This is a genomic window from Mycobacterium numidiamassiliense, from assembly GCF_900157365.1.
Lineage (GTDB): Bacteria > Actinomycetota > Actinomycetes > Mycobacteriales > Mycobacteriaceae > Mycobacterium > Mycobacterium numidiamassiliense.
Map to the genome: position 1 here is coordinate 3924936 of NZ_FUEZ01000004.1, position 14522 is coordinate 3939457.

Here is a 14522-nt window from a genome sequence, read left to right on the forward strand (position 1 = left end):
ACTGCTCACACGACCGTTGTCGTGGGGCAGCGACGTGCCCGCGTCCAACTATTCCAGGCCAGTCGAATTCCGTCGACGTCGCGGTTCGCTGACGAACAGCGCGCCTGGATCAGTACTCGATGATCCTAGTCAGGTACGGCGCCATACCGGGCTTGCGAACCGGGCTCACCGTCACTTTGGCCGCACTTCCGGACGCCTCCAGCATCTGCCCGTTGCCCAGATACATGGTCACGTGCTGCCCGCCGCCGGGACCGTAGAAGATGAGGTCACCACGCCTGGCCTGGTCGGGAGGAATGTGGCGGCCGGCGTTGTACTGGTCACCGGAGAACCGCGGGATCAGCACGCCGACACCGGCGAACCCGTACCGCATCAGGCCCGAGCAGTCGAAGCCGGTGATGTTGGCGCCGTCGCCGACACCCTTACTCGGCCCGTCCAGTGAGCCACCACCCCACGAATACGGCACACCCATCTGGGAGCCCATTCGGCGGATCACGTACTCGATGGCCTGACGGCCGTTCGCCCGCGGAATCTTGGCGCCCGGATTGCTGGGCGTGACAGCGGCGGCGGGCGGATCGCCGCCGAGGTTGATCCCGAGCCCGCTCAGAAATTGCTTGCCCAGGTCCATCGTGGTCTGGGTGGCCTGCGCGGTGGCCTGCAGCGAGGCGTTGGCGACGGCCAGCGGGTCACCCGGAGCACCGGCACTGATCTGCGCCGGCAGCGTGGGATCCCAGGCGCCCGGATCGGCCCCGGCTGAGGGGGCCGTGACGGCGACAGACAACATCAGCCCGGTCACCAGTGTGGTGATCCAGGCCAAGTTGATCAGGCGAAAACGCTTGTGCCGCATAGCTCCTCGTTAATACTCGATGTAACGCACCACGTAGGGGGTCATGCCGCTGGTGCGCACCGGCGCGACGCGCACCTTCAAACCGATATCGGGGGCCTCGAGCATCTGGCCGTCACCGAGATAGAGGGTCACGTGCTGGCTACCGCCGGGGCCGTAGAAGATGACGTCCCCGCGGCGCATCTGGGACGAGGGAATCTTGCGGCCCAGGTTGTACTGCGACCCGGAGTAGTGCGGCAGTTTGATGCCGACGCCGGCGAACGAGTACAGGATCAGCCCCGAACAGTCGAAGCCGGTGATGCCTGCCCCGGAGTCGATTCCCTTGCCAGGGCCCGCGGCGGTGCCGCCACCCCACGAGTAAGGCACCCCGATCTGTGACATGCCGCGGCGGATCACGTATTCAGAGGCCTGTCGCCCGTAGACGCGCGGAATGCGCCCGCCGGTGGCACCCGCTGGTGCGTTGATGCCGGTGTCGTCGGGCTTGAGGATGCCCAGCGACTGCAGGAAGCCCTTCCCGAGACCGGCGGTCACCTGTGTCGACGTGGCCGAGATCCCCAGCACCTGATTGATCACCGCGACCGGGTCGCCCGGGACATTGGCGCTCGGAATCATGGGCAGCGTGGGATCCCAGCCGTCCCACTTGCGGCCGCCGGTGGGCGCGGGGGCGGGCCGCGCTCCCGGATCCCACCGGTCCCCTGACACGGAAGCACCCAGCGCGCCTGGTCCGGTGGACCAATGCGCGGACGCGAGCTGGGCGGTCTGAAGTTTCTCCTCAGCCTCGTCACGCTCGGCGATCAGGCGGGTGATCTGGTCGCGCTGTTCTTCGAACTTGTGCTTCGAGTTGGTCAACGCGGCGACGGCGGCGTCCTGGCTGGCCTTCGCATCGACCGCGGCCTTGTCGGCCTTCTGCTTGGCCTGACGCGCCGCCGACTCCTTGTTCACCTGCTCCGTGCGGGCCCGCTGCAGGTTGTCCATCACGTTCTTCGAACTCGCGCCCAGTGTCCTGGCGGCGCTTTCGGTGGCGATGATGTCTTCGGGGCTGCGCGCGGTCAGGTAGCTGCCGGAGGGGCCGTTCATGTAGGTGGCCGCGGCAAAGGTGTCGAACCGGTGCTGGGCGGCGGCGATCGCCGTGTTGGCGTCCCGCACCGACTGCTGGTCGGCCTCCAGGTCATGCTCGGCGGCGGCGACGTTGTCGCGCGAGGTCTCCACATCGACCAGCGCCTTGTTGACGCTTTCCTGCTCCGTCTGAATTTCGGCGCTGATGTTTTCCAGCCGTTGGTTGGCCTTGGCGACGTTGGCGATCAACGCCGCCATACCGTCGGCGTTCGGATCACCTTGTGCCAGACCGGGTGTGCACACGAGCATGGCCACGCTGACGACCGACGGCATGACCGGGCGGACCAGCCGGGCGGCCGGTCGCACGCGAGAACCCCAGCGTTTGCGTCCCATTCGACCTTCCCTACGGCTCAGCGCGGACGGCGGCGCCAGCCACAGTTTTATCTATAAGCGCCAAAGACAACATGAGCATCATTTGCACCGTACGTCACACTCGACGGCGTGCATATGCTCGTCACGAATCGCAACCTTCTACGTGCGTTTAATGTGACCGAACGGTGACCTGAGGCATTTGCCGTGTGGAACGGCGACCTCGCTCGATGAAAATCGGCTGGAGCCGGATGCGCGTGCTAGACGCCCTCGGCGTGCTCTGCTTCCGAATTTTCGCGCGCGTTCTCAGAGGTTGCTGCGCGCTTACTCCGCAGTTGCAGGAACCGGGTTCCGACGGCCGCCGCGAGCACCCCGATCAGCAACACGATGGTCAGCCCGGTCCAGGGAAACTCGGGGGCGTCGAGTTCGTTCAGGAAGTGCTGTGCCGAGACCACCGGGTTGCCCGTCTTGGCGATGTCCTCGCCCGCCTCGAGCGTGACCCGTGGGAAGTGGGTGCTGTAGCTGCCGGCGTAGCTCGGGCTCAGCGTCAGGACGGTGGCGTCCGGATAGTCGGCGCCAACCACGGTGGAGATGTCGCGCAACGGCGTGTCGTTGGGCGGGTTGTGGTCGAGCAGCACGATTTTCAGGTTGATGCCGTCCGCGTGCGCCTGATTGACCACGGCGAGCAATCCGGGCATGGCCTCCGGTGGCGCACTGACCCCGGATGCGGCGACCTGAGCCTTGACCGCGGTCATGTCGACGTCCTGGGGAATGTAGAGCGGCGGCGGGACGAGAGAAACCGACCCGGTCATGGTTTACCTGCCTTCCGCTGCGCTACAGGCACGGTACGCGACTTTTCCCGCCGAGGTTTCAATGGGCGCCGCATGCGACAAGACTGAAATGCGGAGGCCACTTTCTAACAGGACAAGCGTACTGTTAAAGTGGGCACGCACCGCCGACACGGCCCGTCGGTGGGAGAACTTAATCCACGGGAGTTGATGTGACTAACACAAATTCAGTGAACTCGTTCGGAGCACGCGACACCCTCAAGGTCGGCGACAGCAGCTACGAGATCTACCGACTGGACGCCGTCCCCAACACCGAGAAACTCCCCTACAGCCTCAAAGTCCTCGCCGAGAACCTGCTGCGCAACGAGGACGGCGCCAACATCACCAAGGACCACATCGAAGCCATCGCGAACTGGGATCCCAAGGCGCAGCCCAGCATTGAGATTCAATACACCCCCGCGCGTGTGGTGATGCAGGACTTCACCGGCGTGCCGTGCATCGTCGACCTGGCCACCATGCGCGAGGCCGTGGGCGACCTGGGTGGCGATCCCGACAAGGTCAATCCCCTGGCGCCGGCCGACCTGGTGATCGACCACTCGGTGATCGCCGACCTGTTCGGCACCGCCGACGCCTTCGAGCGCAACGTCGAGCTGGAATACGAGCGCAACGGCGAGCGTTACCAATTCCTGCGCTGGGGCCAGGGCGCGTTCGACGACTTCAAGGTGGTGCCACCGGGCACCGGAATCGTGCACCAGGTCAACATCGAGTACCTGGCCAGCGTGGTCATGGAGCGCAAGGGGCAGGCCTATCCCGACACCTGCGTGGGCACCGACAGCCACACCACAATGGTCAACGGCCTCGGCGTCCTCGGCTGGGGTGTGGGCGGCATCGAGGCCGAGGCCGCGATGCTCGGTCAGCCGGTATCGATGCTCATCCCCCGCGTGGTCGGCTTCAAACTGACCGGCGAGATCAAGCCAGGTGTGACCGCCACCGATGTGGTGCTGACGGTCACCGAGATGCTGCGCAAGCACGGTGTGGTCGGCAAGTTCGTCGAGTTCTACGGCAAGGGCGTGGCCGAGGTGCCGCTGGCCAACCGCGCCACCCTGGGCAACATGAGCCCCGAATTCGGTTCCACCGCAGCGATTTTCCCGATCGACGAGGAGACCATCTCCTACCTGAGGCAAACCGGCCGCACGCCGGAGAAGCTGGCGCTGGTCGAGGCCTACGCCAAGGAGCAGGGCCTGTGGCACGACCCGGAACACGAGCCCAAGTTCTCCGAGTACCTCGAACTCGACCTGGCCGACGTGGTCCCGTCCATCGCGGGACCCAAGCGCCCGCAGGACCGAATCACCCTGACCGACGCCAAAACCGCGTTCCGCAAGGACGTCCACAACTACGTCGAAGAGAATCACCCGGCTCCGGAGACCAACCTCGACGAGGCGGTCGCCGAGTCGTTCCCCGCCAGCGACTCCGTCGTCTTGTCGTTCGCCGAGGGGGACGTACCAGCCCACTCCATCCCCTCGGCGGCCGACGGCTGTTCAGGCCGGCCCACCAAGCCGGTCAAGGTGCGCTCCGATGATCGCGGTGAATTCGTGTTGGACCACGGCGCGGTCGCGATCGCCGCAATCACCTCGTGCACCAACACATCCAACCCCGAAGTGATGCTGGGTGCTGCGTTGTTGGCCCGCAACGCCGTCGAAAAGGGGCTAGCCAGCAAGCCGTGGGTGAAGACCACGATGGCGCCGGGTTCCCAGGTCGTCAACGACTACTACAACAAAGCGGGGCTCTGGCCATATCTGGAGAAGCTCGGCTTCTACCTCGTTGGATACGGCTGCACCACCTGCATTGGCAACTCCGGGCCGCTGCCGGACGAGATCTCGAAGGCCATCAACGACAACGACCTCACGGTGACGGCCGTGCTGTCGGGCAACCGAAACTTCGAGGGCCGCATCAACCCCGACGTGAAGATGAACTACCTGGCGTCTCCTCCTCTGGTGATCGCCTATGCGCTGGCCGGCACCATGGACTTCGACTTCGAGTCGCAGCCGCTGGGGAAGGACAAAGACGGCAAAGAGGTCTTCCTCAAGGACATCTGGCCGTCGCAGAAGGACGTCTCCGACACCATCGCGTCGTCGATCAACCAGGAGATGTTCACCAAGAACTATGCCGACGTGTTCAGGGGTGATGATCGCTGGCGCAACCTGCCGACCCCGAGTGGCAACACCTTTGAGTGGGCCGACAGTTCGACGTACGTGCGCAAGCCACCGTACTTCGAAGGGATGTCGGCCGATCCGGAGGCGGTGAGCGACATCAAGGGCGCCAGAGTGCTTGCCCTGCTGGGCGATTCGGTGACAACGGACCACATCTCCCCCGCCGGCGCCATCAAGCCGGGCACACCGGCAGCGAAGTACCTCGACGAGCACGGCGTGGACCGCAAGGACTACAACTCCTTTGGATCGCGACGCGGCAATCACGAGGTGATGATTCGCGGCACGTTCGCCAACATCCGGCTGCGCAATCAGCTGCTCGACGATGTGTCCGGCGGCTACACCCGCGACTTCACCCAGGACGATGCGCCGCAGGCGTTCATCTACGACGCGGCGCAAAACTATGCGGCGCAGGATATTCCGCTGGTGGTGCTGGGCGGCAAGGAGTACGGTTCGGGGTCCTCGCGAGACTGGGCGGCCAAGGGCACGATGCTGCTCGGAGTGCGCGCGGTGATCACCGAGTCCTTCGAGCGGATCCACCGCTCCAACCTGATCGGTATGGGCGTCATCCCGCTGCAGTTCCCCGAGGGCGAGTCGGCGGCGTCACTGAAACTCGACGGCACCGAGGTGTTCGACATCACCGGCATCGAGGCGCTCAATGACGGCAAGACGCCAAAGACGGTGAAGGTCATCGCCACCAAGGGCGATGGCTCCAAGGTGGAGTTCGACGCGGTGGTGCGCATCGACACCCCGGGTGAAGCCGACTACTACCGCAACGGCGGCATCTTGCAGTACGTGCTGCGCAACATGCTCAAATCGGGCTAGCCGAGCCGACCCACACCCCGGCCAATGCCAAAAGTCAGCGAGGACCATCTGGCGGCCCGCCGCCGCCAGATCCTCGACGGTGCGCGCCGTTGCTTTGCCGAATACGGCTACGACAGAGCGACGGTCCGGCGGCTGGAACAAGCGATCGGGATGTCGCGCGGTGCAATCTTCCACCACTACCGCGACAAGGACGCGCTGTTTTTCGCGCTGGCCCGCGAGGACGCCGAGCGGATGGCCGAAGTCGCCTCCCGCGAAGGCCTCGTCCAGGTGATGCGCGACATGCTGGCCGCGCCCGACCAATTCGATTGGCTGGCTACCAGGTTGGAGATCGCACGCAAACTGCGCAACGATCCGGAATTCAGCCGCGGCTGGGCGGAACGCTCCGCGGAACTACAGGCGGCCACCACCGCTCGGCTGCGCCGCCAGAAGGAAGCACACCGGGTGCGCGATGACGTTCCCGGCGAAGTGTTGCAGTGCTACCTGGAACTGGTTCTGGACGGACTCGTGGCCCGGCTGGCGTCCGGCGAAGACCCCGGGCGCCTAGCCGCGGTCCTCGATCTGGTGGAAATCTCCATGCGCCGCAACGAATCTGAGCCGCCGACCGACGGCTCGACCTAGCGGGGACGAGAGATGTGGTTGGGGCCGCCGCGGCCCCGCAGCGTGGTGCCCGATTCGCGCAACATGCTGTGAATTGATCCATACGATTTGCCAGTGGTGGCAACCAGATTGCGGATGCTGGCACCTCGCTCGTAAGCGTTGCGCAGCTCCAGCAACAACTCATCTCGGGTTATTTTCGACTTCCGCACTGGTCCCCTCCACGCTTGGATCACGATCGCAAGCACCCAGAGTAGGAACAAACTTTCCCAGCGTGGCCGATTTCGACGAAATCGTGTGCGATCCGGCGTCAGGCCAGCTCGATGAGCTCCCGGTACTCGTCGGACCAATAGTCCTCGGTGCCGTCCGGTAACAGCACCACCCGCTGCGGGTCGAGGGCTTCGGCCGCGCCGGGGTCGTGCGTCACCAACACCACCGCACCCTGATAGCTGCGCAGCGCGTCGAGCACTTGTTCGCGCGAAGCGGGGTCGAGATTGTTGGTCGGTTCGTCGAGCAGCAACACATTGGCCGTGGACGCCACCAGGCCCGCCAGTGCGAGCCTGGTCTTCTCGCCTCCAGAGAGGGTGCCTGCCGGTTGTTCGAGCTGCGCACCGCTGAACATGAATGCCCCAAGCAGGCCACGCAGGTCTTGTTCGCCGGATTCCGGTGCGGCGTGCCGGATGTTCTCCCACACCGTCGCGTCGTTGTCGATGGTGTCGTGCTCCTGCGCGAAATATCCCATGCGCAAACCATGTCCGGGCTCGATGCCGCCGGTGTCGGGCGTCTCGGTGCCCGCCAACAAACGCAGCAGCGTCGTCTTGCCGGCGCCGTTGAGCCCCAGTATCACCACCCGCGAGCCGCGGTCGATCGCCAGATCGACGCCGGTAAACACCTCTAGCGAGCCGTAGGACTTGCTCAGCCCCTTGGCCACCAGCGGTGTGCGCCCACACGCGGCGGGGGTGGGGAACTTGATTCGGGCCACCTTGTCGGCCACCCGCTCTTCGTCCAGGGCTGCCATCATCCGATCGGCGCGACGCAACATGTTCTGGGCCGCAACGGCTTTGGTGGCCTTGGCACCCAGCTTGGCGGCCTGGGTACGCAGCGCCGCGGCCTTACGTTCGGCGTTGGCACGCTCCCGGCGCCGGCGCTGCTCGTCGGTTGCCCTGGCGTCGAGGTACTTCTGCCAGCCCATGTTGTAGACGTCGGCCTCGCCACGGACGGCGTCCAGGAACCACACCCGATTGACCACGTCGGAGATCAGCTCGACGTTGTGACTGATGACCACCAGCCCACCGGTGTGTGACTGCAGGAAGGTTCGCAGCCAGCCGATCGAATCCGCGTCAAGGTGGTTGGTCGGCTCGTCCAGCAGCAGCGTGGTCGAAGAGCCGGCCCCGGAGTCCGACGCGGCGAACAGGATTCGCGCCAACTCAACCCGGCGGCGCTGCCCGCCGGACAGGGTGCGCAATTGCTGGGTCATCACCCGTTCCGGCAAGCCCAGGCTCGCGCAGATTCGTCCGGCTTCGCTTTCCGCGGTGTAGCCGCCCAGCGCCACGAATTGCTCTTCGAGCTGACCGTAACGCCGGATCGCGCGGTCGCGCGCGTCGTCGTCCGCGACCTCGGCCATCAACGCCTGTTGCTTCTCCAGGTCGGTGAGCAGGACGTCCAACCCGCGGGCCGACAACACCCGGTCACGGGCCAGCACGTCGAGATCGCCTTCCTTGGGATCTTGTGGCAGATAACCGACTTCACCGATGCGGGTGACCGATCCCGCGTAGGGTTCGGTCTCCCCCGCCAGGATGCGCAGCGTCGTGGTCTTGCCCGCACCGTTGCGCCCGACCAGGCCGATGCGGTCACCGGGCTGCACGCGCAGATCGGGCCCGTCGGGTGAGAGCAGGATGCGCGCACCAGCGCGGACCTCAAGGTCCGTTGCTGTGATCACGATCGCTCTCCTCTTTCATTGCGCGGGTGCGGGGTTGGTCGTTACTTGTCGTCGGTGAACACCGGAGGTCGGCGCTCCGCACGCGCGGCAACCGCTTCTTCGAAGTTGGCGGTGAGCAATCGGACGAAAAGCTGTCCCAAGCCTTCGGCTTGCATATGAGCTTCCAGACTACCGGCGTCCAGCCCACTCCACAGTGTGCGCTTGGTCAACTCGACTCCCGGCTGGGAGAACGCCGCGATACGGGCGGCGATCGCATAACAGGTATCGAGCAGCTGGGCTTCGGGCACCTGGCACGACACCAGGCCGATGCGCTCGGCCTCCTCGGCGGTGACGTCGCGGCCGGTCAGCATGATCTCGAATGCCCGCGACGACCCGATGGCCCTGGGCAGCAGGTAGGACAGCCCCAGTTCGCTCGCGGTCAACCCGTTGTTGATGCCCGCGGCCCGGAAGTAGGCGCCGCTGGCAGCCACCCGGATGTCGGCAGCTAGCGCCAGACACAGTCCCCCGCCGATGGCCGCGCCGTTGACCGCTGCAATCACGGGCTGGTGCATTCGCCGCAGCGCCAGGATCAGGTCATCGAGAATCTGCATGGAACGCAGCGCATAAGTGGGGCGGGTCAGCCCGTCGACGTGGGGCACTGTGCCTGCCGACTTGTGATCGGCGCCCGAGGAGAATCCCCGGCCCGCCCCGGTTAGCACCACCACGCGCACAGAGTTGTCGTAGGTGACCTTCTCCAGGGCCTCTTTGAGCGGCACCATCACGTCGAACGCCATGGAGTTCATTCGCTCGGGCCGGTTGAGGGTTATCAACGCGACCCCGGGCCGCGGCTGTTCAACGAGTACCAAACTCACCCGAGAACGGTAGCGCGTGCTCGTCGGCTCACACGTGGCTTATCCCCGCTGCCATCAGGAAAACCCCTAGCACTGCCACGATGGCGCCGAAGACTCGCCGCCGGTGCGCACTCACCCAATCGTGGACTTCGGACATCACCGCACGTGTCCTCCCGGGCACCGCCACCTGGCTGACGAGCGGGATCTCGACGAACGCCAGCGCCACGACGGTGTACGCCGCAGCCGCGCTGACTTGGTCCGCCACGGCGACGCCGGCTGCGAGAATCGCGGAAAGGACGATCAGGTACCGGAAGTCCGTCGATATGACCACCCCAAGGAGAAACGTCGTCCACGGCGGGCCGGACCGCAGTGCAGCCAGGGCGCGCGTCAAGAATCGGGAAAATCCGGTCGGCTCGCCCTGGCGGGGCGGATCGTCGCCGGACATTGCCACGTGCGTGCGTTGGCCCGCCGGGAAACCGATGGTCACCGATGCGGCGACCACCAAAGCGAGCACCCCGATCGCGATCTGGAAGAAGGCCGCGGTGGAGCTTGTAGCGGCGAACTGCACTCGACGGACAACCTCAGGCATCAGGCCGTGCACGCCGAAAAGCACACCCAGGCCCACTGCAACACCAGCTGCCATACCGCCAAGCCACAAGGCCAACAAATGGAGTCCCGGCCGTTGCCGAGAGAACAACAGGACGGCGATTCCGATTCGCACCGGATCTGCGGCCGACACCAGCGCCAGCGTCAGCACCGTGCCCCACATGGGCGGGACTCTACGTCGGCCGCAGCGAATTCCGTTCACGGGTTCGATGACCAGCTGGCCGGCTCAGGCACTTTACCGTGCCTAACGTTCTTTGGTCTGTTAATTTTAGGGCTGTCAAGCACCCGAGTCACGACCGGAAGCGCAAGTCTTGGTTATCCCCGCCAAGCAACGGAAAGCACTCTACCGCAACGGAATTCGACAGATACTGAACCGCTGAGGCATCGGGAGGGACTGTGTTCGTCTTAGGAGAGGAGACGTTCGGGACCATTAACGACTGGACGCCGGAACCAGGTTCGGTCGTCTGTTGGCATCCCTCGCCCGATTCGCTTACCAAAGCCCGGCAGGCCCCGATCAGCACTGTTCCGCCCAGCCATCAGCAGGCCCGGCACCTCCGCAATTTTCGTGAACACGCGAACCGGGGACTCGACATGTCACGGCTGTTGATTGCCAGCTGGGACATGCCGGGCCTGTGCGACGTCCGGGTCCTCACGGACATGATCAACGCGCACTTTCACCGGCATGACACCTATCAGAGTTGGTTCGAGTTCACGGATGCCGACGACATCGTCCGGCACACATTCACCGATCCCGCCGATATCGACTACGTCCCGATTGAGCATGGAGGGATGACCGCGGCGGCCTTGCGAGAACACCTACTGGCCACGCCGAGCCCATTGCACTGGGATTGCGTGCGTTTCGCCGTGATTGCGCGTCCTGACAATTTCACTTTCTGCGCCAGTATCGACCATATCTACGCTGACGCGCACGTTCTCGGCGCGATGTGTGCGGAGTTCTATCTGACGTACACCTCCGTGCTGGCAGGCGAGCCGATCTCGCTTCCCGCCGGGGGCAGCTATGCCGATTACTGCACCCGGCAACACCAGCACACATCCGACCTGACCTTGGACTCCCCGCAGGTACGTGCCTGGGTCGACTTTTTCGAAAACAATGACGGCACCCTCCCCGACCCTCCCGTGACGCTCGGCGACGGATCGGGGACGTGTGACCTGATGTTCGTTCAGGTGATGGACGAGCGACAGACAGCTCAATTCGACTCCGTGTGCAAAGCGGCGGGCGCCCGCTTCAGCGGCGGGGTGTTCGCCTGCGCCGCACTCGCAGAATACGAGCTGACCGGCGCCGAAACTTACTACGGATTAGTTGCGCGGGATACGCGGAGCACTCCGGTGGACTACACCACAATCGGTTGGTTCACCGGCTACGTTCCGATCACCGTCCCTGTCGGTGCATCATCATCATTCGGCGATGTCGCCCGCGCTGCCCAGGAGTCATTCGACGCGGGCAAGGAGCTAGCGAACCTACCGTTCAACCGCGTGCTGGAATTGGCTCCGTGGTTGACGATGCCCCAGCGGCACGTTCCCTTGCTGTTTCATCTCAACGCCACCGTTCCACCCTTGTCTACGCTCATCAACGCGGAATGGGCATGGTCGAACATGAGGATTCACCACGACGGCAGGACTCCGGCTCGCTTCGATTTGCGAGTGAACCGATTTCAGACCGGGACGCACGTGATTGTGTTTTACCCGAACAATCCAAACGCCCGCCAATCAGTCGCCCGGTATATCCACACGCTCAAATCCATCTACCGGCACGCCGTCGAGCAACACAGCTCCCCGCCCCTGGCGCCTGACGATGCGCAGTTAGAGCACAAACCGGCCTGATCAGGCTTGCTCGGCTTGAGCGGCGTCGATGTCGAAGGCCTTGATTTGCTGCACCAAGTCCTCCAGGGCAGGCGCAGGCAGGGCCCCGGCCTGGTTGAACACGAGCTTGCCCTTCTTGAAGGCCATCAATGTGGGGATGGACCGGATCTGCGCGGCCGCCGCGAGCTGTTGTTCGGCTTCGGTGTCCACCTTGGCGTACACGACGTCGGGGTGCTTTTCCGAGGATGCCTGGAAAGTCGGCGCGAACTGCCGGCACGGTCCACACCAGGAAGCCCAGAAGTCGACGAGGACGATGTCGTTGCCCTCGATGGTTTCGTTGAACTGCTCAGCAGTGAGATCACGTGTTGTCACAAACCCTCCAACGCCTCGAGCTGCCCCGATGTTCCCACACGGACCTCGGCGGGCGCCGGGCGGTGTGCCGTGGGTCACAGTCCTGCGCGAATGTGCGGTACGCCGGCGGGCGCGGACACCGATCTGCCTTTGCAGCCCACCAGTTTCGACTCGCCGAGACGGCGACCGCAGTCCTTCGCGGACGAATTATGCTGCAATCACGGCTAATTCGAAGACACGCCGATCGCTGCGCGGTGTAGGTCCGAGTGGGTGGCGCCGCGTCGTTCATGACCTTTTCGATTGGCCGACCCGAGGTTACGGTTGCGTACGTTTTCCCGCCTCCCTCAGACTGAGGTCTGTTGCTCCGTCGGCGGCGGGACCACTAAGGGAGTTGCCTTGAGCCACTACATCGCTAATGTGCGCGATCTCGAATTCAACATCTTCGAGGTTCTCGAAGTGGGCGCCGTCCTCGGCACCGGACAGTACAGCGAGCTCGACGCTGACACGGTCCGGACGATCCTGTCCGAGGCCGCTCGCTTCGCCGAGGGCCCCGTCGCCGAGACCTTCGCCTTCGCCGACCGCAATCCACCGGTCTTCGACCCGAAGGCCCACTCCATCAGCGTCCCGCCCGAATTGGCCAAAACCGTGCAGGCGATCCGGGAAGCCGGATGGTGGCGACTGAGCCTGGACGAAGAGATCGGCGGCATGGCGGCGCCGGCACCTCTGGCGTGGGCGGTCAACGAAATGATCTTTTGCGCCAACCCCTCTGCCAACTTCTTCAGTCTGGGCCCCTTGATGGCCCAGGCGCTGTACATGGAGGGCAACGAAGAGCAGCGGCGGTGGGCCGCCGAGGGCGTGGAGCGCGGTTGGGCGGCCACCATGGTGCTCACCGAACCCGACGCCGGTTCCGACGTCGGCGCGGGCCGCGCCAAGGCCATCGGACAACCGGACGGCACCTGGCATATCGAGGGCGTGAAGCGATTCATCTCCGGCGGTGACGTGGGCAGTACCGCCGACAACATCTTCCACCTGGTGCTGGCCCGTCCCGAGGGCGCCGGCCCTGGCACCAAGGGGCTGAGCCTGTTCTATGTCCCCGAGTTTCTTTTCGACCCCGAGACGTTCGAACTCGGTGCGCGCAATGGTGTTTTCACCACCGGGGTGGAGCACAAGATGGGGATCAAGTCGTCGCCGACGTGCGAATTGACCTTCGGCGCCACGGATGTGCCCGCCGTCGGCTATCTGGTCGGCGACGTCCACAACGGGATCGCCCAGATGTTCACCGTGATCGAGCACGCCCGAATGACCATCGGCGTCAAGGCCGCCGGCACCCTGTCCACCGGCTATCTGAACGCGCTGGCCTTCGCCAAGGAGCGCGTGCAGGGCGCCGATCTGACCCAGATGTCCGACAAGACCGCGCCGCGCGTCACGATCATCCACCACCCCGATGTGCGTCGCAGCCTGATGACCCAGAAGGCCTACGCCGAGGGACTGCGGGCGCTGTACATGTACGCCGCCGCGCATCAGGATAACGCTGTCGCAGAACATGTTTCGGGTGCCGACCCGAGCCTGGCGCACCGCATCGACGACCTGCTGCTGCCGATCGTCAAAGGGGTGAGTTCCGAACGGGCCTACGAGGTCCTGACCGAGTCACTGCAGACACTGGGCGGCTCGGGCTTCTTGCAGGACTATCCCCTGGAGCAGTACATCCGCGATTCCAAGATCGATTCGCTCTACGAAGGCACCACCGCCATCCAGGCGCTGGACCTGTTCTTCCGCAAGATCGTTCGCGACCGCGGCGAGGCCCTGCAGTTCCTGACGGCTCAGATCAGTCACACCATCGACACCTGCACCGAGGATGCGAAGCCGCTCGCCGAGCTGTTGCAAACCGCGCTCGACGACGTCACGGCGATGACCGGCGCCCTGACCGGATACCTGATGTCCGCCGCGCAGCACCCCACCGAAATCTACAAAGTTGGGCTGGGATCGGTGCGATACCTGCTGGCAGTCGGCGACCTGCTGATCGGCTGGCGATTGCTGGTGCAGGCCGAAATCGCCCGCGCGGCAATCACAAACGGTGCTTCCGTGAACGACGAGGCGTTCTACCAGGGCAAGATCGCGACTGCGGCGTTCTTCGCCAAGAACATGCTTCCGAAGCTGACTGCGCAGCGCAAAGTCCTCGAGTCCATCGACGGCGAGATCATGCGCGTCCCCGAAGACGCGTTCTGACGTCGCGCGTCGCCCCATGGGTGCGACCGCCCGTCGCTGCCATATCTCACGCATAGCTCAGCTACACCG

11 protein-coding genes and 1 pseudogene are annotated in these 14522 nt (G+C 64.7%); 4 read left to right on the plus strand and 8 right to left on the minus strand.

Going from position 1 to position 14522, the window contains the following annotated elements; translation table 11 throughout:
• Positions 1–109: 109 nt before the first annotated feature.
• The 3 genes from ripB to MNAB215_RS26660 all read right to left on the minus strand — a co-directional run bounded on the left by ripB (position 110) and on the right by MNAB215_RS26660 (position 3078).
• Positions 110–844, minus strand: coding sequence for an NlpC/P60 family peptidoglycan endopeptidase RipB (ripB, locus tag MNAB215_RS26650; RefSeq protein ID WP_077081439.1), 735 nt, complete (start codon positions 842–844; stop codon positions 110–112).
• A 9-nt stretch (positions 845–853) separates the two neighbouring features.
• Positions 854–2290, minus strand: a complete 1437-nt coding sequence (ripA, locus tag MNAB215_RS26655) for an NlpC/P60 family peptidoglycan endopeptidase RipA (protein ID WP_077081440.1) — start codon at positions 2288–2290, stop codon at positions 854–856.
• Positions 2291–2526: 236 nt separating this feature from the next.
• Complete coding sequence (locus MNAB215_RS26660; RefSeq protein WP_077081441.1) at positions 2527–3078, minus strand: Rv1476 family membrane protein; 552 nt, start codon at positions 3076–3078, stop codon at positions 2527–2529.
• Between the two features lie 188 nt (positions 3079–3266).
• Between MNAB215_RS26660 and acnA the strand changes: the two genes are divergently transcribed.
• Together acnA and MNAB215_RS26670 are read left to right on the plus strand one after the other, a co-directional pair.
• The gene (gene acnA, locus MNAB215_RS26665) at positions 3267–6086 is read left to right on the plus strand and encodes an aconitate hydratase AcnA (RefSeq protein ID WP_077081442.1); all 2820 of its coding nucleotides are present in this window, start codon (positions 3267–3269) and stop codon (positions 6084–6086) included.
• Between the two features lie 24 nt (positions 6087–6110).
• On the plus strand, positions 6111–6704 hold the full coding sequence (locus MNAB215_RS26670) for a TetR/AcrR family transcriptional regulator (protein ID WP_077081443.1): 594 nt from the start codon (positions 6111–6113) through the stop codon (positions 6702–6704).
• Here MNAB215_RS26670 and MNAB215_RS26675 read toward each other — a convergent pair.
• The 4 genes and pseudogenes from MNAB215_RS26675 to MNAB215_RS26690 form a co-directional block, all read right to left on the minus strand.
• Positions 6701–6892, minus strand: coding sequence for a helix-turn-helix domain-containing protein (locus MNAB215_RS26675; protein ID WP_077081444.1), 192 nt, complete (start codon positions 6890–6892; stop codon positions 6701–6703). The two genes, MNAB215_RS26670 and MNAB215_RS26675, sit on opposite strands and share 4 nt — an antisense overlap.
• Positions 6893–6990: 98 nt before the next feature.
• Entirely contained in the window at positions 6991–8619 is a 1629-nt protein-coding gene (locus MNAB215_RS26680; protein WP_077081445.1) for an ABC-F family ATP-binding cassette domain-containing protein, read from the minus strand.
• A gap of 41 nt (positions 8620–8660) precedes the next feature.
• Positions 8661–9482, minus strand: a pseudogene (locus MNAB215_RS26685) (enoyl-CoA hydratase); the annotation flags it as partial.
• Positions 9483–9498: 16 nt separating this feature from the next.
• Complete coding sequence (locus MNAB215_RS26690; RefSeq protein WP_077081447.1) at positions 9499–10218, minus strand: GAP family protein; 720 nt, start codon at positions 10216–10218, stop codon at positions 9499–9501.
• 233 nt (positions 10219–10451) lie between these two features.
• On the opposite strand from MNAB215_RS26690, the gene MNAB215_RS26695 reads away from it, so the two are divergent.
• Complete coding sequence (locus MNAB215_RS26695) at positions 10452–11897, plus strand: condensation domain-containing protein (RefSeq protein ID WP_077081448.1); 1446 nt, start codon at positions 10452–10454, stop codon at positions 11895–11897.
• Here the strand turns inward: MNAB215_RS26695 and trxA are convergent, their stop codons facing one another.
• Entirely contained in the window at positions 11898–12248 is a 351-nt protein-coding gene (trxA, locus tag MNAB215_RS26700) for a thioredoxin (protein ID WP_077081449.1), read from the minus strand.
• 375 nt (positions 12249–12623) lie between these two features.
• Between trxA and MNAB215_RS26705 the strand changes: the two genes are divergently transcribed.
• Complete coding sequence (locus MNAB215_RS26705; protein ID WP_077081450.1) at positions 12624–14453, plus strand: acyl-CoA dehydrogenase; 1830 nt, start codon at positions 12624–12626, stop codon at positions 14451–14453.
• The last annotated feature ends 69 nt before the right edge of the window (positions 14454–14522 follow it).

Bases quoted from the DNA above. Each gene is read 5' to 3' on its own strand.
- ripB (WP_077081439.1), bottom strand. From the start codon at position 844: ATGCGGCACAAGCGTTTTCGCCTGATCAACTTGGCCTGGATCACCACA.
- ripA (WP_077081440.1), bottom strand. From the start codon at position 2,290: ATGGGACGCAAACGCTGGGGTTCTCGCGTGCGACCGGCCGCCCGGCTG.
- MNAB215_RS26660 (WP_077081441.1), bottom strand. From the start codon at position 3,078: ATGACCGGGTCGGTTTCTCTCGTCCCGCCGCCGCTCTACATTCCCCAG.
- MNAB215_RS26670 (WP_077081443.1), top strand. From the start codon at position 6,111: ATGCCAAAAGTCAGCGAGGACCATCTGGCGGCCCGCCGCCGCCAGATC.
- MNAB215_RS26690 (WP_077081447.1), bottom strand. From the start codon at position 10,218: ATGTGGGGCACGGTGCTGACGCTGGCGCTGGTGTCGGCCGCAGATCCG.